This window comes from Pacificispira spongiicola, assembly GCF_012926505.1.
In the GTDB taxonomy this organism is placed as follows: domain Bacteria; phylum Pseudomonadota; class Alphaproteobacteria; order UBA8366; family Aestuariispiraceae; genus Pacificispira; species Pacificispira spongiicola.
The window spans coordinates 659,122-680,008 of sequence record NZ_JABBNT010000003.1 but is presented as its reverse complement, the minus strand read 5'-3'; the positions used below and the strand labels follow the sequence as shown (position 1 = coordinate 680,008).

At 63.5% G+C, this 20,887-nt stretch carries 19 protein-coding genes; 14 read left to right on the top strand and 5 right to left on the bottom strand.

Translation table 11 applies throughout. The features are described 5' to 3' along the window. The first annotated feature begins 148 nt into the window (after window positions 1-148). The 9 genes from HH303_RS12725 (at window position 149) to HH303_RS12685 (ending at window position 10,045) form a co-directional block, all read left to right on the top strand. Window positions 149-2,755 carry a helicase-related protein gene (locus tag HH303_RS12725; protein ID WP_169625696.1) on the top strand — a complete coding sequence of 869 codons (2,607 nt, stop codon included), beginning with the start codon at window positions 149-151 and terminating at the stop codon, window positions 2,753-2,755. Beyond that, window positions 2,752-3,129 (top strand): RNA-binding S4 domain-containing protein, encoded by a 378-nt coding sequence (locus tag HH303_RS12720; protein ID WP_169625695.1) that lies wholly within the window; start codon window positions 2,752-2,754, stop codon window positions 3,127-3,129. The genes HH303_RS12725 and HH303_RS12720 overlap by 4 nt, the downstream gene beginning before the upstream one ends. A gap of 105 nt (window positions 3,130-3,234) precedes the next feature. Next, window positions 3,235-3,816 (top strand): TetR/AcrR family transcriptional regulator, encoded by a 582-nt coding sequence (locus HH303_RS12715; protein ID WP_169625694.1) that lies wholly within the window; start codon window positions 3,235-3,237, stop codon window positions 3,814-3,816. Between the two features lie 10 nt (window positions 3,817-3,826). After that, window positions 3,827-4,114 carry a YciI family protein gene (locus HH303_RS12710; protein ID WP_169625693.1) on the top strand — a complete coding sequence of 96 codons (288 nt, stop codon included), beginning with the start codon at window positions 3,827-3,829 and terminating at the stop codon, window positions 4,112-4,114. 11 nt (window positions 4,115-4,125) lie between these two features. Next, window positions 4,126-4,737 (top strand): DNA-3-methyladenine glycosylase I, encoded by a 612-nt coding sequence (locus HH303_RS12705; RefSeq protein WP_169625692.1) that lies wholly within the window; start codon window positions 4,126-4,128, stop codon window positions 4,735-4,737. Between the two features lie 114 nt (window positions 4,738-4,851). Continuing rightward, the gene (locus tag HH303_RS12700; RefSeq protein ID WP_169625691.1) at window positions 4,852-6,108 is read left to right on the top strand and encodes a sarcosine oxidase subunit beta family protein; all 1,257 of its coding nucleotides are present in this window, start codon (window positions 4,852-4,854) and stop codon (window positions 6,106-6,108) included. Between the two features lie 112 nt (window positions 6,109-6,220). Further along, window positions 6,221-6,484 carry a sarcosine oxidase subunit delta gene (locus HH303_RS12695; RefSeq protein WP_169625690.1) on the top strand — a complete coding sequence of 88 codons (264 nt, stop codon included), beginning with the start codon at window positions 6,221-6,223 and terminating at the stop codon, window positions 6,482-6,484. After that, window positions 6,481-9,480, top strand: a complete 3,000-nt coding sequence (locus tag HH303_RS12690) for a sarcosine oxidase subunit alpha family protein (protein ID WP_169625689.1) — start codon at window positions 6,481-6,483, stop codon at window positions 9,478-9,480. Before HH303_RS12695 ends, HH303_RS12690 begins: the two co-directional genes overlap by 4 nt. After that, on the top strand, window positions 9,473-10,045 hold the full coding sequence (locus HH303_RS12685; protein WP_169625688.1) for a sarcosine oxidase subunit gamma: 573 nt from the start codon (window positions 9,473-9,475) through the stop codon (window positions 10,043-10,045). Before HH303_RS12690 ends, HH303_RS12685 begins: the two co-directional genes overlap by 8 nt. On the opposite strand, the gene HH303_RS12680 is transcribed toward HH303_RS12685, so the two are convergent. The 3 genes from HH303_RS12680 to HH303_RS12670 form a co-directional block, all read right to left on the bottom strand. After that, window positions 10,042-11,199 (bottom strand): pyridoxal phosphate-dependent aminotransferase, encoded by a 1,158-nt coding sequence (locus HH303_RS12680; protein ID WP_227421750.1) that lies wholly within the window; start codon window positions 11,197-11,199, stop codon window positions 10,042-10,044. The genes HH303_RS12685 and HH303_RS12680 overlap by 4 nt on opposite strands. A 78-nt stretch (window positions 11,200-11,277) precedes the next feature. Then, window positions 11,278-12,276, bottom strand: coding sequence for an alpha/beta fold hydrolase (locus HH303_RS12675; RefSeq protein WP_169625686.1), 999 nt, complete (start codon window positions 12,274-12,276; stop codon window positions 11,278-11,280). A 12-nt stretch (window positions 12,277-12,288) separates the two neighbouring features. Continuing rightward, on the bottom strand, window positions 12,289-13,293 hold the full coding sequence (locus HH303_RS12670) for an ABC transporter ATP-binding protein (protein WP_169625685.1): 1,005 nt from the start codon (window positions 13,291-13,293) through the stop codon (window positions 12,289-12,291). A gap of 215 nt (window positions 13,294-13,508) precedes the next feature. On the opposite strand from HH303_RS12670, the gene HH303_RS12665 reads away from it, so the two are divergent. Continuing rightward, the gene (locus HH303_RS12665) at window positions 13,509-13,703 is read left to right on the top strand and encodes a zinc-finger domain-containing protein (protein ID WP_169625684.1); all 195 of its coding nucleotides are present in this window, start codon (window positions 13,509-13,511) and stop codon (window positions 13,701-13,703) included. A 12-nt stretch (window positions 13,704-13,715) separates the two neighbouring features. Here the strand turns inward: HH303_RS12665 and HH303_RS12660 are convergent, their stop codons facing one another. Continuing rightward, the gene (locus HH303_RS12660; RefSeq protein ID WP_227421749.1) at window positions 13,716-14,654 is read right to left on the bottom strand and encodes a LysR substrate-binding domain-containing protein; all 939 of its coding nucleotides are present in this window, start codon (window positions 14,652-14,654) and stop codon (window positions 13,716-13,718) included. Window positions 14,655-14,821: 167 nt separating this feature from the next. On the opposite strand from HH303_RS12660, the gene HH303_RS12655 reads away from it, so the two are divergent. Continuing rightward, complete coding sequence (locus HH303_RS12655; RefSeq protein WP_169625683.1) at window positions 14,822-15,280, top strand: (2Fe-2S)-binding protein; 459 nt, start codon at window positions 14,822-14,824, stop codon at window positions 15,278-15,280. A 3-nt stretch (window positions 15,281-15,283) separates the two neighbouring features. After that, window positions 15,284-17,524, top strand: a complete 2,241-nt coding sequence (locus HH303_RS12650; RefSeq protein ID WP_227421748.1) for a xanthine dehydrogenase family protein molybdopterin-binding subunit — start codon at window positions 15,284-15,286, stop codon at window positions 17,522-17,524. A gap of 64 nt (window positions 17,525-17,588) precedes the next feature. Here HH303_RS12650 and HH303_RS12645 read toward each other — a convergent pair whose 3' ends face one another. After that, the gene (locus tag HH303_RS12645; protein WP_169625682.1) at window positions 17,589-19,568 is read right to left on the bottom strand and encodes a transglycosylase domain-containing protein; all 1,980 of its coding nucleotides are present in this window, start codon (window positions 19,566-19,568) and stop codon (window positions 17,589-17,591) included. 200 nt (window positions 19,569-19,768) lie between these two features. On the opposite strand from HH303_RS12645, the gene irrA reads away from it, so the two are divergent. After that, window positions 19,769-20,215, top strand: a complete 447-nt coding sequence (gene irrA, locus HH303_RS12640) for an iron response transcriptional regulator IrrA (RefSeq protein ID WP_169625681.1) — start codon at window positions 19,769-19,771, stop codon at window positions 20,213-20,215. A gap of 254 nt (window positions 20,216-20,469) precedes the next feature. Next, on the top strand, window positions 20,470-20,886 hold the full coding sequence (locus HH303_RS12635; RefSeq protein ID WP_169625680.1) for a rubrerythrin family protein: 417 nt from the start codon (window positions 20,470-20,472) through the stop codon (window positions 20,884-20,886). The last annotated feature ends 1 nt before the right edge of the window (window position 20,887 follow it).

The following is a 20,887-nucleotide window of genomic DNA, read 5'->3' as shown; positions in this document are numbered from 1 at the left end:
GAACCTCTATTTTTCAAGTGGATGAATGATCGTTTCAAAAATTGATTGGTCATTCAATCTATTTTTTCACGAAATGGTCTGTTGCGCGGCCTTACCGGAATCGCGTTAGAGCCTTGAAGTGAAATCTCATCGGGCCGAAAGTCAGGACATGACCTTTTCTCGATCAGTCGGATCGGCACGCAGCGGCGACTATGCGCCGGTCCGGGCCGTGCTCGGCCCAACCAATACCGGCAAGACCTACCTCGCGGTGGAGCGGATGCTCGGCCATGCCACCGGCATGATCGGGTTCCCCCTGCGTCTGCTGGCGCGGGAGAATTACGACCGCATCGCGGAGAGGGTCGGCCGCAACGCTGTCGCCCTGATCACGGGCGAGGAAAAGATCATCCCGCCCAATCCCCGCTTCCTGGTCTGCACGGTGGAAGCGATGCCGCTGGACAGGCGGGTCGATTTCCTGGCCGTCGATGAAATCCAGCTCTGCGGCGACCCGGAACGCGGGCATGTCTTCACCGACCGCCTGCTGCATGCGCGCGGACGGCAGGAAACAATGTTCCTGGGATCGGACAGCATGACGGATATGATCCGCCTGCTGGTCCCCGACGCGACGGTCGAAACCCGCCCGCGTCTGTCGACCTTGTCCTGGGCAGGATCGAAGAAGCTGAATCGGTTGAAACGGCGCAGCGCCGTTGTCGCCTTTTCCGTCGATCAGGTCTACGAATTGGCGGAAGCGCTCCGTCAGCAGCGCGGTGGAACAGCGGTCGTTCTCGGCGCGCTCAGTCCCCGTACCCGCAATGCGCAGGTCGACCTCTATCAATCGGGGGAGGTCGACTATCTGGTCGCGACGGACGCCATCGGCATGGGGCTGAACATGGATGTCGACCATGTCGCCTTCGCCCAATTGCGAAAATTCGACGGCGCGCGACGACGCCCCCTGACCGCGCCGGAAATCGGCCAGATCGCCGGCCGCGCCGGGCGGCATATGAATGACGGCACCTTCGGGGTCACCAACAACGTCCCGCCCCCGGATGAAGACATCATCCGTCGGGTGGAGGAACACGATTACCCCGCGCTTCGGCAAATTTTCTGGCGCAACCGATCGCTCGATTTCGGATCGCCGAAACGCCTGTATGGCAGCCTGAACCGGCCGCCACCGCGCGAGGAACTGGTGCGCGCGCGGGAGGCGGAGGATCAATCCGTGCTGGGCGCGCTGATCCGCGACGAAACGATCCTGGACCGCGCGACCAGCCGGGACCGGGTGCAGCTTCTGTGGGATTGCTGCCAGATTCCGGATTTCCGGAAAGTCATGCCGGATCACCACGCCACCCTGGTCGCGCAGATTTTCACGCATCTTGTTGACGGCAACGGCATCGGTGGGGGCGGTCGCCTACCCCGCGATTGGGTCGAAGGACAGGTCGAACGCCTGGATCGAGTCGACGGCGATATCGACATGCTGACGGTGCGTCTGGCCCATATCCGAACCTGGACCTATATCACCCACCGCGCGGATTGGGTCGATGACAGTGCCGGTTGGCAGGCGCGCGCCCGACAAATCGAAGATTCCCTGTCGGACGCACTGCACCAGCGTCTGACCGACCGTTTCGTGGACCGCCGCGCGGCGGTGCTCGTCCGCTCCAAGGGTGCCGGGGCGGGCATGTTGTCCGCCGTGACCTCGAAGGGTGAGGTCATTGTCGAAGGCCATGTCGTCGGTCATCTGGAAGGCCTCGCCTTCCAACCGCATGAGGCCGCCGACCGGCGGGAAGCGCGCGCGCTTCTGGCCGCCGCCCACCGCGCCCTGGCGGAGGAAGCACCCCGCCGTATCAAGGCATTGGAAGAAGCGGACGACCAGGCCTTCGGCATGACGCCGGAAGGGCGCGTTACCTGGCAAGGCCGCGCCATCGCCCGACTGGACAAGGGCGACACGCCGCTGGCCCCGCGCGCCGTCCTACTGGCCCATGCGATCCCGGACAGCAGTCTCGCGGATCGGGCGCGCCAGCGTATCCAGACCTTTCTGGACCGTTTTTTCCTGCGCCGCCTGAAACCTATCCTGGCGCCCGAAATCGACGCCGCCGCCCTGGATTCCGCGGCACGGGGACTGATGTTTCAATTGCGGGAAGGCATGGGCTGCCTAAACCGCAAGGACGCTACCGGGAATTTGAAGGCCCTCGGCGACGATGCGCGCGCGGCGCTGACGCGGATCGGTGTGCGCTTCGGCCGGGATTGGATTTACCTCGCCTCGCAGCTAGACCCGAAGTCGGTGCGGGCGCGGGCTTTCCTTTGGGCCGCCTGGACCGGCAATCCGGTGCCAGAGATCCCAAATAAGACGGCTTTCAGCCTGCCTGCCTCCCGGATGCCGGAGGAGGCGTGGCCCCTATTGGGCTATACGAAGGCGGGCGCCCTAGCGATCCGCATCGATCGGTGGGAACGCCTGACCGCCCGCATCCGGCAGATGAAACGCGGCGAGACGCTGACCGCCGACCCCGCCTTCTGTGAGGAACTGGGGATTCCCCCGGACAGCCCGGATCTGTCCAGCGTGTTGCGAGGCTTGGGCCTGAAGAAGACGGAAGACCAAAAGGCATCGGAAACACCACAGGATGGCCCTGTCGTTTACGCTTTCGCCACCCGAAACCGAGGGGCGAAAAAGTCCGGCAAAGCACAGACCGCGCGAAAGAACGCGCCGCCCCGAACGAAGCCGAACCCCGATTCCCCCTTCGCCGTTCTTCAGGGGCTGATGCCGTCGGCCAAGGCGGGCAAGCGATGACCGAGAAGCTGCGCATCGACAAATGGCTGTGGTTCGCACGCTTCTTCAAGACGCGGACCTTGGCGTCGGAAACGGTGACCGCCGGGCATGCGAGGGTCAATCGGCAGCATATTCGCAAGGCCAGCCATGGCATTTCCGTCGGTGACGTTCTGACCTTTCCACAGGGCGACGCCATCCGTGTGATTGAAGTCGTCGCGCTGGGCGAGCGCCGCGGCCCCGCCGCTGAAGCGCAAGCCCTCTACAAGGACCTGTCCCCACCGCAGCCGCGCCGCCGGGAAGATTTGCCGCCGCCCGTCGCCCAGCGCGAAGACGGCGCGGGCCGTCCGACCAAGAAGGAACGGCGGGAAACCGACAAGCTCCGCGACTGGGACTGATCCCGACTTTCCGCCAAACCGACTCCCGAATATCCAGACAATAATCCTTGACGATTAAGACGACTGCCCTAATTATAAGACAAACGTCTTAATTACGGCATCCCCATGACCCGAAACGCAACACGCGACCAGATAATCGATGCCGCCGACCGGCTGTTCTATGAGCAGGGGTTCGAGCAGACATCCTTTGCCGATATCTCGGCAGCGGTGGGGATCGCGCGCGGCAATATCTCCTACCACTTCAAGACCAAGGACGAGATTCTGGACGCGGTGATCCAGAAGCGTCTGATGGACCGGCAGGAGATGCTGGACATGTGGGAGGCCGACGGCGCGACGCCGGAGGCGCGCATCCGAAACTTCATCCGCATCCTGATCGTCAACCAATCGAAGATCATGCTCTACGGCTGCCCCATCGGGACGCTGTCGACCGAATTGGCGAAACTGAACCATCCGGCGCAGGGACAGGCAAACGCGCTGTTCACCCTGTTCCGGGACTGGCTGAAACGGCAATTCGCCCTGATGGGCCGCACGGCGGATGCCGATACCCTTGCCATGCAACTGCTGGCCCGCAGTCAGGGCGTCGCGACCCTGGCGACCGCCTTCCGCGACAAGGCCTTCGTGGAGCGGGAGGTCGTCGAGATGGAGCACTGGTTGACCGCCCTATCCGCCCCAAAAATACTGAGCTAAGGGACCCAGCATGTTCATCGTCTTCCTGCGCTTCGGCGCCGATAAGGACCGCGCACAATCCTTCATGGACGGGCACAAGGCCTGGATCAAACAGGGATTTGACGATGGCGTCTTCCTGCTGGCCGGGTCGCTGCAACCGGCGGCGGGCGGCACGATCCTGGCGCATAAAACGACACTGGCCGACCTAACCGACAGAGTGAATGCCGACCCCTTCGTCGCGGAAAACGTGGTCGTTCCGGAAATTCTGGAAGTGGCACCGTCGATGACGGCGGCACCCCTGGCCTTTCTGACCCGTTGAGAGATCAAGCGATGGCAAAAACTGTTGAAGGTCCCGACGGCCGTCCGCGCTGCGCCTGGTGCGCCGCCGCGCCGGAATTCTTCGCCTATCACGACCGCGAATGGGGTTTTCCGGTCGGGGATGATATCCGTCTGTTCGAAAAGATCTGCCTGGAAGGGTTTCAGTCGGGCCTGAGCTGGCGGACCATCCTGACCAAACGCGAAAACTTTCGAAACGCGTTCGACGGATTCGATTACGACAAGATCGCCCTCTATGACGAAACCGACATCGACCGTCTGTTGCAGGATGCCGGAATCGTGCGCCATCGCGGCAAGATCGAGGCCGTGTTGAACAACGCCAGACGCGCGCAAGAACTGGTGGCCGAGACAGGGTCGCTCGCCGCCTATTTCTGGGGATTCGAACCGGACCCGCGCGATTTGCCGAAGCCGCAAACGGTCTCTACCTCTCCCGTCTCCATCGCCCTGTCAAAGGACCTGAAGAAACGCGGATGGAAATTCGTCGGCCCGACCACGATTTTCGCCTTCATGCAGGCCATGGGCCTGATCAACGATCACGCCACCGGATGCGCCCTGCGCGCGGAAGCGGAGGCCGCCCGCGCGGCATTTAAACGCCCGACCGCGTAATACGACATTCAACATGTCGGAAACAGAACACCGCATGACCTGAATGAGCCTTTCCGTCGGCGCGCCCTCTCTCTAAAACTGAACCATCTCTGGGGGAGAGGATTCCGACGGACCATGTCCCATTATTCAGTCTTCAGCGTTCTTAAAGGCGGCCTTACCAGCCAGCGTAACTGGAGCCGCGCCTGGCGCGATCCGGCCCCGCGCGAGGCCTATGACGTCATCATCATCGGTGGCGGCGGCCATGGACTGGCAACGGCCTATTATCTGGCGAAGGAACACGGCATCACGAATGTTGCGGTGCTGGAAAAAGGCTGGCTGGGCGGCGGCAATACGGGTCGGAACACGACCATCGTGAGATCCAACTACATGCTGGAAGACAACGCGCATTTTTACGAGAAGTCGCTCCAGCTCTGGGAAGGCCTGTCGGTCGACCTGAACTACAATGTCATGTTCTCCCAGCGCGGTGTGCTGAACCTCGCCCATTCCGACGCACAAATGGATGCCTATTCCCGGCGCGGCAACGCCATGCGTCTGAACGGGATCGACGCGGAACTGCTGAACCGCGAACAGGTCCGGCAATATGCCCCAATGTTGGATTTCACCGACAATGCCCGCTTCCCCATCGTCGGCGGATTGTTGCAGCCGCGCGGCGGCACGGCGCGACACGACGCGGTCGCTTGGGGTCTGGCGCGCGGTGCCGACCGTCTGGGCGTCGACATCATCCAGAATTGCGAGGTCACCGGCTTCCATATCGAAAATGGCACGGTAAAGGGCGTCGAAACCAGCCGGGGGCCGATCCGCGCGGAAAAGGTCGGGGTCGCCGTCGCCGGTCATACCAGCCACGTCATGGCCATGGCCGGGGTGACGCTGCCGATCGAAAGTCATCTGTTGCAGGCCTTCGTCTCCGAACCGTTGAAACCCTTCATCGACGGGGTCGTCACCTTCGGCGCGGGTCATTGCTATATCAGTCAGTCCGACAAGGGCGGGCTGGTCTTCGGCGGCGATCTGGACGGCTATAACTCCTATGCCCAGCGTGGGAACCTGCCCTTGATCGAACATCTGGGGGAGGAAGTCTGCGCCATGATCCCGTCGGTCGGTCGCCTGCGCCTGTTGCGCCATTGGGCGGGGATCATGGACATGACGATGGATGGCAGTCCGATCATCGGCAAAACGCCGGTACAGGGCCTCTACCTCAACGGTGGCTGGTGCTATGGCGGGTTCAAGGCGACACCGGGCTCCGGCTGGGTCTTCGCCCATACGATCGCCCATGACGAGCCGCATTGGATCAACAAGGGGCTCGACCTCGCCCGGTTCCGTGAGGGCCGCATGGTCGATGAACGCGGGGCCGGTCCGGTCCCCGGCGCGCATTAATATGTTTTCGGTCGGCACCAGCCCTCTCCCCCACCCGGCCACCCACGGCATCGTAAGCTATTGGGTGGCCGGGTGGGGGAGAGGGCCGGCGCGAGAAAGAAGGGCGTAAGCCATGTTCCAATTCAAATGCCCCCATTGCGGCCTGCGCGACGCCAACGAGTTCACCTATGGCGGCGACGCCACAATCGCATGGCCCGATCTGGGCGCGTCGGAACAGGAATGGTTCGACGCCGTCTATCAGCGCGAAAATCCGCGCGGCCCGCATCGGGAATATTGGCACCATGCCGGCGGATGCCGCCAATGGGTCGTGGTTGACCGTGATACGCTGACCCATGAAATCCACGGCTGCCGCGCCGCGTCGGAGACACAGAAATGAGCCGTATCGACGGATTCGGACGCATCGACCGCAGCAAGCCGCTGTCCTTCACCTTCGACGGCAAAACCTATCAAGGGTTCGAGGGCGATACCCTGGCGTCCGCCCTGTTGGCGAACGGCGTGTCCCTGGTCGGGCGCAGTTTCAAATATCACCGGCCGCGCGGCGTGTTTTCTGCCGGGCCGGAAGAACCGAACGCCCTGGTCGCCCTGCGCAGCGGCGCACGCCGCGAACCGAACACCCGCGCCACGATGGTGGAGCTGTATGACGGGCTTGTCGCGGAAAGCCAAAACCGCTGGCCCAGCCTCGCCTTCGATGTGCAGGCGGTGAACCAGGTCTTCGCGCGCTTCCTACCGGCCGGATTCTATTACAAAACCTTCATGGGTCCCTTTGCCAATACCAGGCTGTGGATGATGTTCGAACACGTCATCCGGCGCGCGGCAGGCATGGGCAGCGCGACCTATGAAACCGATCCCGACACCTACGCCCGGCGCAGCGTCCATTGCGACGTCCTGGTGGTCGGCGGCGGGCCGTCCGGCCTGTCGGCGGCGCTGGCGGCCAGCGAGACCGGGGCGCGGGTGATCTTGATCGACGAACATGCCGAATTCGGCGGGCGGTTGCGTCAGGATCGATACGACATTGACGGCATGCCGGCCGCCGACTGGGTGGCGAAGAGCCTCGCCACGCTGGCAAGCCGTGACACTGTCCGGCTGCTGTCCCGAACGTCGGCTTTCGGCTATTACGACAACAACATGATCGGCTGTGTGGAACGCGTCACCGACCATCTGGCCGTCCCGGTCGATCATAAACCGCGACAACGCTGGTGGCAGATTCGCGCGGCGCAGGTCGTCCTCGCCACGGGTGCGCTGGAACAGCCCCTGGTCTTCGGCAACAACGACCGGCCCGGCGTCATGCTGGCCGGGGCCGTGCGCGCCTATCTGAACCAGTTCGGCGTCCTGCCCGGGAAGCGGGCGGTGATCTTCACCAGCGGCGACGATGCCTATCGCACCGCGCTGGACCTGACGGCGGCGGGCGCGCAGGTCATGGCCGTCGTCGATTCCCGCGACACGGCCCAATCCGCGTTAACCCAAGCCGTGCGCGATGCGGGGATTGAGGTTCTGACCGGTCATGCCGTGGTCGACACGCATGGCAGCCCGACCTTGCAGCGCGTCGACGTCATGCCCTTGACCGGCGGCACGGTGCGGGAGTTCACCTGCGATCTGCTGGCCATGTCCGGCGGCTGGCAACCGTCCGTCCATCTGTCCAGCCAGACCGGGGCGAAACCCGTTTGGAACGCGGAATTGAGCTGCTTCCTGCCCGGCGTTCCGAAACGACCGGAACGCTCCGCCGGGTCCGCCGCCGGTCATTTCACGCTCTATGGCTGCCTGTCCGAAGGCAGCGTCCGCGGGCTGGAAGCCGCCAAGGCGGCGGGCTTCTCCGCCACCGGCACCTTCGCCATTCCGCAGGTCGATATCGAACGCTTCGCGCCGACCGCGCCCCTGTGGGAGGCGCCGGACCCGCCGCCCGGCCTGTTCGGCGGTCATCCGAAGAAATTCGTCGATCATCAGGATGATGTCGCGGCGTCGGACATCCAATTGGCGCATCGCGAAGGCTATATCTCCGTCGAACACTTGAAGCGTTACACGACGCTGGGCATGGGCACGGATCAGGGCAAGACGTCAAACCTGACCGGCCTTGCCATCATGGCGGCGCTGCGCGGGGAACCGATCGAAAAGGTCGGGACGACGACGTTCCGCCCGCCCTATACGCCGATTTCGATCGGGGCGATGGGCGGGTCCGAACGCGGTCAGCAGTATAAGCCGCGCCGCCGGTCGCCGATGCATGACTGGCACGACGCCCGCGTCGGCGAATGGGTGCCCGCAGGACTGTGGGATCGCCCGCGCCATTACCCCGCCACGCCGGGCGAAAGCATGCGCGACGCCTATATCCGCGAAACCCGGCAAACACGCGGATCGGTCGGGATTTGCGACGTCACGACCCTGGGCAAGATCGACCTGCAAGGGCCGGACGCGCTGGACTTCATCAATCGGATTTACGCCAACGGCTTTTCCAACCTGCCCGTCGGCAAGGTCCGTTATGGTCTGATGCTCCGCGAAGACGGCATGGTGCTGGATGACGGCACGGTCGCCCGTCTGGGCGAGACGCATTACGTCATCACCACGACGACGGCGAACGCCGTGCCGGTCATGGCGAAGATCGAATTTCTGCTGCAGGCCGTTTGGCCGGAATTGAAGGTGAAGGCAACCAGCGTCACCGAACAATATGCCGCCATCGCCGTCGCCGGACCGAAGGCCCGCGAGGTCATGCAACGGGTCGTCGATCTGGATGTTTCGAACGCGGCCTTCCCCTTCATGGCCTGCGCGCCCTGCCGGACGAAAGACGGTGTGCCGGGCCGCCTGTTCCGCATCAGCTTTTCCGGTGAACTGGCCTACGAAATCGCGGTGCCCAGCGATTACGGCCAGCAGGTCTGGGATGCCCTGATGGCGGCTGGGCGGGAATTCGACATCGTGCCCTACGGGTTGGAAGCCCTGGGCAATATGCGGATCGAGAAAGGCCACGTCGCCGGGTCCGAACTGGACGGGCGCACGACCGCCGACGATCTGGGCCTGGGCAAGATGCTGTCCAAGAAGAAGGATTTCATCGGCAAGGCCCTGGCCTTCCGCCCCGGCATGACCGGCGAGACGCGGAAGAAGCTGGTCGGGCTGGTTCCGGTGGACGGGCGGTCGTCCCTGCCCAACGGGTCGCAGATCGTATCCGTCGACCATACCGATCCACCCGTCAAAATGCTGGGCCATGTCACGGCCAACGGGTTCAGTCCGGAACGGAATATCCCGGTCGCCCTGGCCCTGTTGGAAGGCGGGCTGGCGCGGGAGGGGGAAACCGTTCTGGTCACGCATCCACTGAAGAATATCGCGGTTCAGGCCCGCGTGACCGGCCCTGTCTTCGTCGATCCGGAAGGAAAGCGCCTGCATGACTGATACGGTATTGAAACGACGATCCGCCCTGGACGGGCATTGGCAGGCGGGAACCAGCGGCGCCATCGGTCCCGCCGGACCGGGAATCACGCTGTCCCTGCGCACACCGCTGTCCATGGTGCAGGTCGATGCCTGGGGCGCCCTGACGGATATCGCCGGTCAGGCGGTCCCCGCGCCGGTGCAAGCCGTCGAGGATGCGGCTGGCCGCGCCATCCTGAATACCGGGCCGAACCGGTATCTGGTCGTGGAACCGGAAGCGGGCGACTTGCTCGCCGCGTTGGAAACCGCCTTGGGCGGTGCCGCTGCGCTGACAGACCAGGGTCATGCCCGAACCGTCTGGCGTATTACCGGGCCGAATCTGCGCGACCTCCTGGCCAAGGGCACGACGGTGGATGTCGACCGGATGGCGCCGGGCGATTGCATCGTCACGCTCTTAGGCCATTTCAGCGCCATCCTGCATTGCCGGACGGACGACAGCGCCGACCTTTACGCGGCCCGGTCCTATGCCGTCGACATGCATCACTGGCTGACGGAATCGAGCCTGGAATTCGGCCTGACCTTGACCTAGGCCATCAATTTCCGGGCAAGGCGATCAATGCGGCGGCAAGCTTCTGCCAGCATGTCCTCATGCGCCACGAGGCCGAGGCGCAAATGACCGACCGCGCTGGGCCCGAAGGCTGAGCCCGTCATGACACTGACGTCCTCTTCCTCCAGCAGCTTGAAAGCGAATTCGAAATCGCTCAGTCCGGTGGGCCGGATATCCACCATGACGAACATGCCCGCCGACGGACGACGCAAGATCAAACCCGGCGTATCGCCCAGCATGCCCATGACCATATCGCGTTTCCGGTGATAGGCCTCCAGCATGTCGCGCTTATCTTCCTCAACCCCCGGCAGCGGCGGCTCGGCCAAGGCCGAGAGAGCCGCGTCCTGCACGAAGCTTGGTCCGCCATAGAGCATGCAGCAAATCAGGTCGTCCAGAATACCGTTCAACTCCGGGTTCGAAACAGCCCAACCGATCCGCCAGCCGCTCATACGGTACGACTTGGACAACGACCCGATGGTCACCGTACGCTCCGCCATTCCCGGCAAGGCGCCTGGGGCGACATGGTCCGCGTCATAGACGAAATCGGAGTAGACCTCGTCCGAAATCAGCCACAGATCGTGCTTTTTACAAATATCCGCCACGGCTTCCATGACGTCGCGCGGATAGCACGCGCCGGTCGGATTGTTGGGCGAATTTATCAGAATGACCCGCGTGCGATCCGTCACCGCGGCGGAAAGACGGTCGGGGTCTAGAACGAAGTCGGCCTCAGGGTCGGTCCGGACCGTGACCATATTCGCCCCACCGGCACGCGCGACGCCGGGATAGGTGGCGTAGAACGGCTCCGGCACGATGATTTCATCGCCGGGGTTCAGCAGGGCAAGAGAGACCGAGAACAGGGCATTCTGGGCCCCGGAAAAAAGGCAGCAGGAATCTGGCGTAACCGTCTGGCCGGTGGTCCGGAAGTGCCGTTTCGCAATGGCCGCGCGCAAATCCTCGGAACCGATTGTCGGGGCATAATGGTGTTTGCCGGCATCCAGGCTGTGTTTCGCCACATCGACAAGCGCCGGATGCGTCACGGCGGTGCGATCCTCGCCCACGGACAGAATGATAACGTCGTGACCGGCGGCAGCCCGCGCCTTAGCAAGATCGTGGATTTTCCACGCTTCGCCGCTCATTCCTCCGACGCGCTCTTTCAAGTCGGAATACCGCATGTCTTGACCTCCCACACCATAAAATCGAGCCGGAGTGTTCGCCTATTTGACGGCAAAGGGCAAGGGGGAGTCCGACACCCATTCGCGACCGGACGGAAGCGGTCTTTCCGGGGTCAGGACAAAGCTTGCGATATCCCGGATAACCCGGTCCCCGGCAAGGTCGCGGGTCAGCATGTGATAGCCCGTGTCGTAAAACGCCATGCGCCATCCGGCGCCGGGTGTCAGGCGCGAAACGGCCCCCTTCCACGCGGCATCGGGCAGGATGTCTTCCTGCAATCCGAACAGCAGCAGCGTGTCTTTTCCCAGGTCCGGCACGCCTTCATAGGCCCGGTCCATCAGGTTCACCAATCCATAGATCGCATCGATCCGGGTTTGATGGATCATCACCGGGTCGCGGGCGAGACCGCGCAACATGTCGATATTGTCCGAAACCTTGCGCCGGATGCGCGGCGCGATTTCCAGCCAGGGCAGGGTGTGGGCGAAAAAGGCCAGCGGCGCGCGCTGCCACCAGGGCATCAACGCCCTGCCCCAAACCGCGGGCGCAGACAGGACGGCACGATCCAGATCGGGATGCGGCAGGTCCGGGTCGGTCTGCGCAGCCAGAAGCACCGCGCCGCCCATGCTTTCCCCCAACACGACAAGCGGCAAGCCCGGATACCGGGCGCGCAACAAGGACGAAACCGTCGCCAGATCGCCGGTCAGGGCCGCCGTCCCATGCCAAATTCCGCGCCCCTGCGTCCGTCCGAAACCGCGCTGGTCATAAGCGTAGACGGCAATCCCGGCCTCCGCCCAGATCGGCGCGGAACCCGCGAACGCATTGGAATAATCGTTCATCCCGTGCAGGGCGAGCAGCACGGCCCGCGGATCGGACGGCACCGCCGACAGATACGGCAGACGGTATCCGTCCGCCGTAACGAAGGCATCCGCTTCCATCCGCGCCGTGGTCGTAGTCGGACCGACGCCGTCAACCCGTGGGGCGCAGGCGGCCAGTAGAAGGAACAGCAACGCGCTCAGGCGGAACGGATTCGTCCCACCTATCATGCGCGGCCGCCCTTAACCTTTGGACCGGCTGGTGAGTTGCAGGAAAATGTCTTCCAGATCCGTTTCCTCGGTGGAGAGGTCCAGGATCGTCAGATTGGCGACGTTCAACGCGTTGATGATTTCACCCGCCGTCATGGAAGACGGGCGATAGGCGATGGTCATCACGGTCCTGCCGTCCGCTTCCACCCCATCCGACTGAATCGTCGGATTGAAAGGCTGCAACGGCGCCGGGATATCGGTCAGGTTTTCGCGCACGGTGACCCGCACCGTCTTCGCATCCAACCGGCCCAGCAGGTGACGCTTGTCGTCATGTGCGACGACCTGCCCGTTGTTGATGATCGCGATCCGGTCGCACAATTCTTGGGCTTCTTCCAGATAATGCGTGGTCAGCAGGACCGTCGTGCCCCGCTTGTTCAGTTCCACGACATTTTCCCACAGCTGCTGGCGCAGTTCGATATCGACCCCGGCGGTCGGTTCGTCGAGTACCAAGACGGGCGGATCGTGCACCATCGCCTTGCCGATCAGCAGGCGACGACGCATCCCGCCGGAAAGCGTACGGGCGTACGCGCCGCGCTTATCCGTCAGGCCGATGGTTTCCAGAATGGCGTCGGTCCGGCGTTCCGCCTTCGGCACACCATAGAGACCCGCCTGCACATCCAGCATTTCTTCCGGTGTGAAAAACGGGTCGATATTCAGTTCCTGCGGCACGACGCCGATCGCCGCCTTGGCCATGCGCGGATTGTCCTCCACCTCATAGCCCCAAATCTTCGCGGACCCGGACGTCTTCACGACCAACCCGGCCAGGATATTGATGAAGGTGGACTTCCCCGCGCCGTTCGGCCCCAACAACCCGAACAGGCTGCCGCGCGGAATCTGCAGGTCGACATTGTCCAGCGCACGCTTTTCCCCGGACTTGCCCTGGCCCTTGTAGACCTTCGTCAGGCCTTTCGCCTCAATCGCGAAATCGGGATCGGTTCCCGTCCGGCTTTCTGTCTGGTCGCGGGCATCAAGCGGCATATCGCGTTTCCTCAACTTCACTTCGTTCGTCCGCCGGTCGTAAGAATCGCGCAAGCGGACTTGCGCAAAAGGGGCGGCCTGGGTCATAACGGCAATGCGGCTGTTGGACAGCCGCGCCCTTTAGATAGGCCTCGACACCTCGACGGGCAAGCGTTCCGTCGCGTTTCCGTCTTATCCGAAGGGCCGACCTGACCGTAACCAAGGGTTTCGTGACCATGCCTGTACCGTCGATCGACGAGCCGGAAATCGAAATTGTCGACCACAGCCGCGTATCCTGCGACGGCGGCGGCGGGCCTCTCGGCCATCCGAAAGTCTATCTGCAGATGGGCCAGGACCGTAAGGTCGACTGTCCCTATTGCGATAAGCGCTTCGTCCTGAAGGACGGCGTGCCCTTGGGCGGCCACCACTAAATCGACAAAGCCTTACTCAGCGGCCTCCTGATCATATCGACGCAGTTCCGGTGCCATGATTTCACGTGCGATATCGATGAAGGCGCGGACCTTCGGCGTGCGTGACGCGCGCTGCGGATAATAGAGATACAAGCCGGGCTTCTCGACGCGGGTTTCCGGCAGGACCTCCACCAGACTCCCATCGGCCAGTTCGTCTTCCACCAGACGGTCATAAGCATAGATGATCCCGACCCCGTCCAGGACGAGTTGTCTGGCATAGGATGCCTCGTTGACGATGAAGGTGCCGCGCACCCGAAGGTCGACCGCCCCCCCGTCTTCCATCAGGGTCCAGTCATAAATCGGACCGTCCTTGCGCTTCCGATAGGTGATACAGTTATGGGATTGCAGATCCGCGACGCAGGTCGGTGTCCCGTATTTTTCGAGATAAGACGGCGCCGCCACCAGCAGGGACCGGATCGGCGGCGTCATGCGGATCGCCACCATGTCTTCGGCCACCATGGTGCCGATACGCACCCCGATATCGAATCCGTCGGCGACGATGTCCGACAGGCTGTTGTCGCAAAAGACCTCAACCCGCAGATCGGCATGACGGCGCACCGTTTCCCGAACGATCCGGTCGATCCCCATGGACAGGGCGGGCATCGGTACGTTCAGTCGCAACAGCCCCGCCACGCGGTTTTGGTCGGCCCGCGCGCTTTCGATGGCGTCGGCGATGTCCGACGTAGCGGTCGCTGTCGCGGCGACGAAGCTGCGCCCCGTTTCGGTCAGGGATACACTGCGCGTCGTTCTGGCGAAGAGGGGCAGGCCCAGGCGTTCCTCCACCGCGCGCACGGCATGGCTGACGGCGGAAGGGCTCATCTTCAATTCCTTCGACGCCGCCGCGAAGCTTTGACACCGGGCGACGGCCAGGACGGCGGGAAGGTGGATGAGAATATCGCGATCCAAATTCATTCGTGAATGATATCGAATAATGTATGCGATTTAAACGACATTGTTTGATGGCCGTCATATCTTATCTCTTAACCCGAGCCGCCGCGCCCCGACCCCTTCCCCAAAAGAAGATGCCGGGCTCGGCTGTGAGTTCTTTTTGGGAACGGCTTCACATCAGGGGATAGACCATGACAAAATTCACGCTCAACGGGACGGAGCATACGCTCGACGTCGATCCCGGCATGCCGCTGCTATGGGCGCTACGCGACCATGTCGGCCTGACCGGCACCAAATTCGGCTGCGGTCTGGCGCAATGCGGCGCCTGTACCGTCCATGTCGACGGGGTGCCGATGCGATCCTGCCAGACCTTTGTCGGCGATATCGAAGGCGCATCCGTCACCACAATTGAAGGGCTTTCCGACAAGGTCGCCGAAACGGTGCAGCAAGTCTGGGCCGATCTGGACGTGCCGCAATGCGGCTACTGTCAATCGGGACAGATCATGTCGGCGGTGGCCCTGCTGACGGAAACGCAGAAGCCCAGCGACGCCGATATCGACGACGCCATGGCCGGCAATCTGTGCCGCTGTGCCACCTACCATCGCATCCGCGCCGCGATCCATGAAGCGGCCAACCGGTTGGAGGCCTGATCCATGCTACCCAACACGACAATGCTACCCGAAAACCTGCCCGAAATGATTGCGAAACGCGTTCCCCAGCGCCTCGACCTGTCGTCGGTGTCCCGGCGCGGGTTCCTGCTGGGCGTCACCGCGAGTGCGGGCGGTCTGGCCATCGGCTTCCGTCCGGCCCAGGCAACGGAAGCGACTTCGACGGAAGCGACTTCGGACGCCGCCAATCCGCTGGAAGCCTATATCGAAATCGCCGAGGACGGATCGGTCACCGTTCTGTCTTCGCAGTTCGATATGGGTCAGGGGTCTTACCACGGCCTCGCCACGCTGGTGGTCGAGGAATTGGGCTGCGGATGGGAGAAACTGTCCGTCCGGGGCGTGAACGGCAATACCGCGCTATACGGCAACATCGCCTTCGGCGGGGCGTTCCAGGGCAGCGGGGGATCGACCTCCATCTTCACCTCCTGGGACCGCTACCGTCAGGCGGCGGCCACCGCGCGGGCCATGCTGACCCAAGCCGCCGCGCAGGAATGGGGCGTCCCCGCCGGGGAGATCACCATCGCCGACGGCTTGATCGGCCATGGCGACAAAGCCGCCTCCCTGGGCGCTTTCGCCGCCGCCGCCGCAAAACTGCCGGTACCGGGCGATGTGACGTTGAAAGCTCCCGATACCTGGACCGAAATCGGCAATCCGGATCTGAAACGCTATGACCGGGTCGGCAAGACCAAGGGACAGCAGGACTTCACCCTGGACGTCAAACTGCCGGGCATGCTGACGGCGGTGATGATCCATCCGCCGAAATTCGGCGCGACGGTGAAATCGGTCGATGCGGCGCAGGCGAAAGCACAGCCCGGCGTCGTCGACGTCGTGACCATCCACCGTGGAGTCGCGGTCGTCGCGAAGGATATGTGGTCCGCCATCACCGGGCGCGACCTGGTGACCGTCGAATGGGACGAAAGCCAGGCCGAAACCCGGGGCACGGAGCAGATTCTATCGGAATACCGCGCGCTGTTGGATCAACCGCCGCAAGCGGTCGCCCGCAATGATGGCGATACGGCGGCGGCCCTGGCCGCGGCGGATCGGGTCCTGGAGGCGGATTACGAATTCCCCTTCCTCGCCCATGCCGCGATGGAACCGCTGAATGCCGCCGCCCGGATGAATGCGGACGGTACGTTGGAAGTCTGGGGCGGCCATCAGATGCCGGACCTGTACCAGCATATCGTGTCCCAGGTCACCGGCGTCGATATGGCGAATATCCGCATGCATATCATGAAGACCGGGGGCGGTTTCGGCCGTCGCGCGGTCGGCGATGCGGATGTCGTGTCCGAAGCGGTCGCGATCGGTCAGGCCATCGGCTGGAAAGCACCGGTGAAAGTACAGTGGACCCGAGAGAACGATATGCGCGGCGGCCGCTATCGTCCGGCCTATACCCACCGATTGAAGGCGGGTCTGGACAAGGACGGCAACATCGTCGCCTGGGAAAACCATATCGTCGGTCAGTCGATCATGGCGGGCGGTCCCTTCGGCGGCATGGTGCAGAACGGCATCGATCCGACATCGGTGGAAGGGGCGTCCAACCTGCCCTATGCCATTCCGAACCTGTCGGTCGGCCTGACCACGACGGATGTGAAGGTCCCGGTTCTGTGGTGGCGGTCCGTGGGGTCGACCCATACGGCCTACACGACGGAAGCCTTCCTGGACGAAATCGCGGAAGCCGTCGGCAAGGACCCGGTCGCCCTGCGTCTCGACTTGCTGAAGGACCATCCGCGGCATGCGGCGGTCCTGAAACTGGCGGCGGAAAAGGCCGGCTGGGGCAAACCGGTTGCGGAAGGACGGGCGCTGGGCATCGCCGTGCACGAAAGCTTCCAGTCCTATGTCGCGCAGGTCGCGGAGGTATCGATGGAGGACGGCGAAATCCGCGTCCATCGCGTCGTCTGCGCGGTCGATTGCGGCATCGCCGTCAACCCGGACACGATCAAGGCCCAGATGGAAGGCGGTGTCGGCTTCGGCCTCGGCGCCATCCTGCGGGAGGAGATCACGATGACGGATGGGGAGGTCGATCAAGGCAATTACGACCTCTACGAACCGCTGCGCATCGATGCGATGCCGGTGGTGGAAGTCCACATCGTCGACAGCGACGCCAACCCGACGGGTGTCGGGGAACCGGGCGTCCCGCCGATCGGTCCCGCCGTCGCCAATGCGGTGGCGAAATTGACCGGCAACCGCATCCGGACCCTGCCGATGGCAAAGGGCATGACGACCTGACCTTAAGCGTTAGGGAGTGGCAGAAGAGCGGCACCGTCGGACAACCGGCGGTGCCGTTTTTCGTTTAGCTGCCCGCGTCCCCGGTCAGCGGCACAATCGGTTCCCCCGCCATCGCGCGGGTCATGAAGGCCTTCCAGAAACGCGCAGGATAGGACCCGCCATAGACGCCGTCGGTCGGGCTGCCGTCATCGTTGCCCATCCAGACGACGCCGGTCAATTGCGGGACATAGCCGGCGAACCACGCGTCGCGGTAATCCTGCGTCGTGCCGGTCTTGCCCGCCGCCGGACGATCGGGCAGCGCCGCTTCCTTGCCCGTGCCCCAGGACATGCCCGCTGAAAATACGTCATTCGCCCGCGCCACGGTTTCCGGGGACAGAAGGCGCGGCCCCGGCGCGCGGTCGCGTTCATAGAGGACTTCGCCATCAGCCGCCGCGCGAATACGGCTGACGACATAGGGGGTCGCGGCACGTCCGTTCCCGGCAACGGTGGCATAGGCCGCCGTCAGCTCCATCGGGCTGACCTCATACACGCCCAGCGCCAATGCCGGATCGGGCCGCAGCGGCGCGGTGATGCCCAAACGCCGCGCCATGTCGACGACCTTGTCGCGGCCGACGGTTTCCATCACCGCGACCGCCACCGTATTGATCGACCGCGCCACGCCTTCGCGCAGGGAGACGACGCCGCGATTGCCCGCACCGGCATTGCGCGGCGACCAGCCCTTGATCGGGGCGATCCGGTCGTCGATGGGACTGTCCGGCGTCAGGCCGTTTTCGAATCCGGCCAGATAGACGAACAGCTTGAACGCCGATCCCGGCTGCCGCAGGCCGTGCACCGCGCGGTTGAAAGCCGACTTCCGCCGATCCGCCCCGCCCAGCAGCGCCGTCACCGCCCCGTCGGGCCGCATGGCGACGAAGGCCAGTTCGCGCGCGCCCTGCGCGCGCGCCTGCGGCCCGATTTCTGACGCCGCCGCTTCCGCCGCGCGCTGATGCATCGGCACCAACGTCGTGTCCACAAGGATATCGCGATCGACACCGCCCAGCAGGTCCGCCGCCCGATCGAAGGCCCATTCCGCCAACCAGCGCGTCTGTTCGCCCGCCCCGTCGGTCGGCGCGGTATCGACACGGGCACGCTTTGTCGCCGTCGCATCCGCTTCCGACAGGAACCCAGCCCGGACCATATCGTCCAGGACCTCCCGCGCCCGCGTCGCGGACCGTTCGGGATTGCGATAGGGGTTGAGGGCAGACGGCGCACGCGGCAGACCCGCCAGAACCGCCGCCTGCCATAGGGTCAGGCGTGTCGCCGGAACACCGAAATAGCGCCGCGCCGCCGCGTCGACGCCATAGGCCCCGGCCCCCAGATAGATACGGTTCAGATAAATCTCGAGAATACGGTCCTTGCCGTAGCGGGCCTCCAGCCAAAAGGCCAGCAGGGCCTCCTGCACCTTGCGCCGGATCGTGCGGTCGCGGGACAGGAACAGGTTCTTCGCCAATTGCTGGGTCAGCGTGCTGCCGCCTTCCCGCACGGACCCGGATCGATAGTTGGCGATCATCGCCCGGACAATCCCGATCGGGTCGATGCCAGGATGCATATAAAACCGTCGGTCTTCCGTCGCCAATAAGGCCTGCGGGACATAGGGCGGCAAGTCTTCCAGCCGGACCCGCGTACCATACAGGTCGCCGACCTTCATCAATTCCGATCCGTCCGACGCCAAGACGGTCACACCGGGTTCCCGGCCCGCCTGCGCCATGACGGCATTCGGGTCGGGCATGTCCCAGGCGAACCAACCGACCACCCCGGCCAGCAGAACCGCCCCCCAGATCATCACGGACAGACCGAGGCGCAGAAGACGCGGCCACAATCCGCGGCGCGGTGCGGATCGGGACGCGGACGAACGGCGCGGGGCATCCCTGTCGGCGGTCAGCGTCCGGGCCGGGGCGCGCTTGGCGCCCGACTGTTTGGCACTCGCCTTTTTGGCCGCTGCCTTCTTGGAAGAGGTCTTGCCGGCACCTTTTCGGGCGCCGGAACCCGCCGGTTTCCGCGACATATTTACCACCACGAGGCTGATATTGCGTATCGTTCAGAAAGAATCGCGATATATTGTAGGTTAGTTCGAAGGATCACGCACGCTCGCTTTCTTGGTCTTGTTCCAAAGTATGATATAGCGTATTGTGATATCGATTGAATTTAGATCTCACTGCCCCCATTTGAGGGATTGAGCGACGAGATTGTGTCGGGAGCGTACCGATGGCGAAGAGTTTCAAGGACATATCCACTACCGGCGCGCAGCGGCCGTTTGCCGATGCGTTGGGCCGATTGAAGGAAGCGGGGCTGCGGCCGACGCGTCAGCGGCTCGCCCTGGCGAAGCTTCTGTTCGACGGCGGCGACCAGCATGTGACGGCCGAACAACTGCACGTCCTGGCGCGCGACGCCTCCGTGTCGGTCTCCCTGGCCACGGTTTACAACACCCTGCACCAGTTCCGGGAATCCGGTCTGCTGCGCGAAGTCGTCGTCGGGCCGGGCCGGTCGTATTTCGACACGAACACCCACGATCACCATCACTTCTATGTCGAGCCGCAGGGCGAGTTGATCGATATCCCCATGGAATCCGTGGAAGTTTCGCGCCTGCCGACACCACCGGAAGGCACCGCTTTGGGCCGCGTGGACGTCATAATCCGGGTCAATCGTAATTGAGAATTATTTTCATTTTCAGTGCGTTATTCATAGAATTATAAAAATTCTAAACTATTGACTCTGCCCTGAACCCCGCTCATACTTTCCCCGTTCTCGCGTTGAACGGGCAGGATCGCGTGCGCTCTTCGCCCCGCGGGATCCGGCGATAGAGGCGCCCATCGCCCGTCGCCGGTGGATCTGAGACCAATCGCCTCGATACAAGGCCGGGAGGGGATCCGGGCCGCCTATCGGGTCAACAGGACAGGAGAGTCACCATGTCGCTCAAAGGCTCAAAAACCGAAGACAATCTGAAAGAAGCGTTCGCCGGTGAAAGCCAGGCCAACCGCCGTTATCTGTATTTCGCCCAGAAGGCCGATATCGAAGGCTTCAACGACGTCGCCGCCGTTTTCCGCTCGACCGCGGAAGGCGAAACCGGCCACGCCCACGGCCACCTGGAATATCTCGAAGAAACCGGCGACCCGGCGACGGGCGAACCGATCGGCGATACCTCGCTGAACCTGAAGGCCGCCATCGCGGGCGAAACGCACGAATACACCGACATGTATCCAGGCATGGCGCGCACCGCGCGTGAAGAAGGCTTCGACGAAATCGCCCAGTGGTTCGAAACCCTGGCGAAAGCCGAAAAGTCGCATGCGGGCCGCTTCCAGAAGGCGCTCGACTCGCTCGACTGAT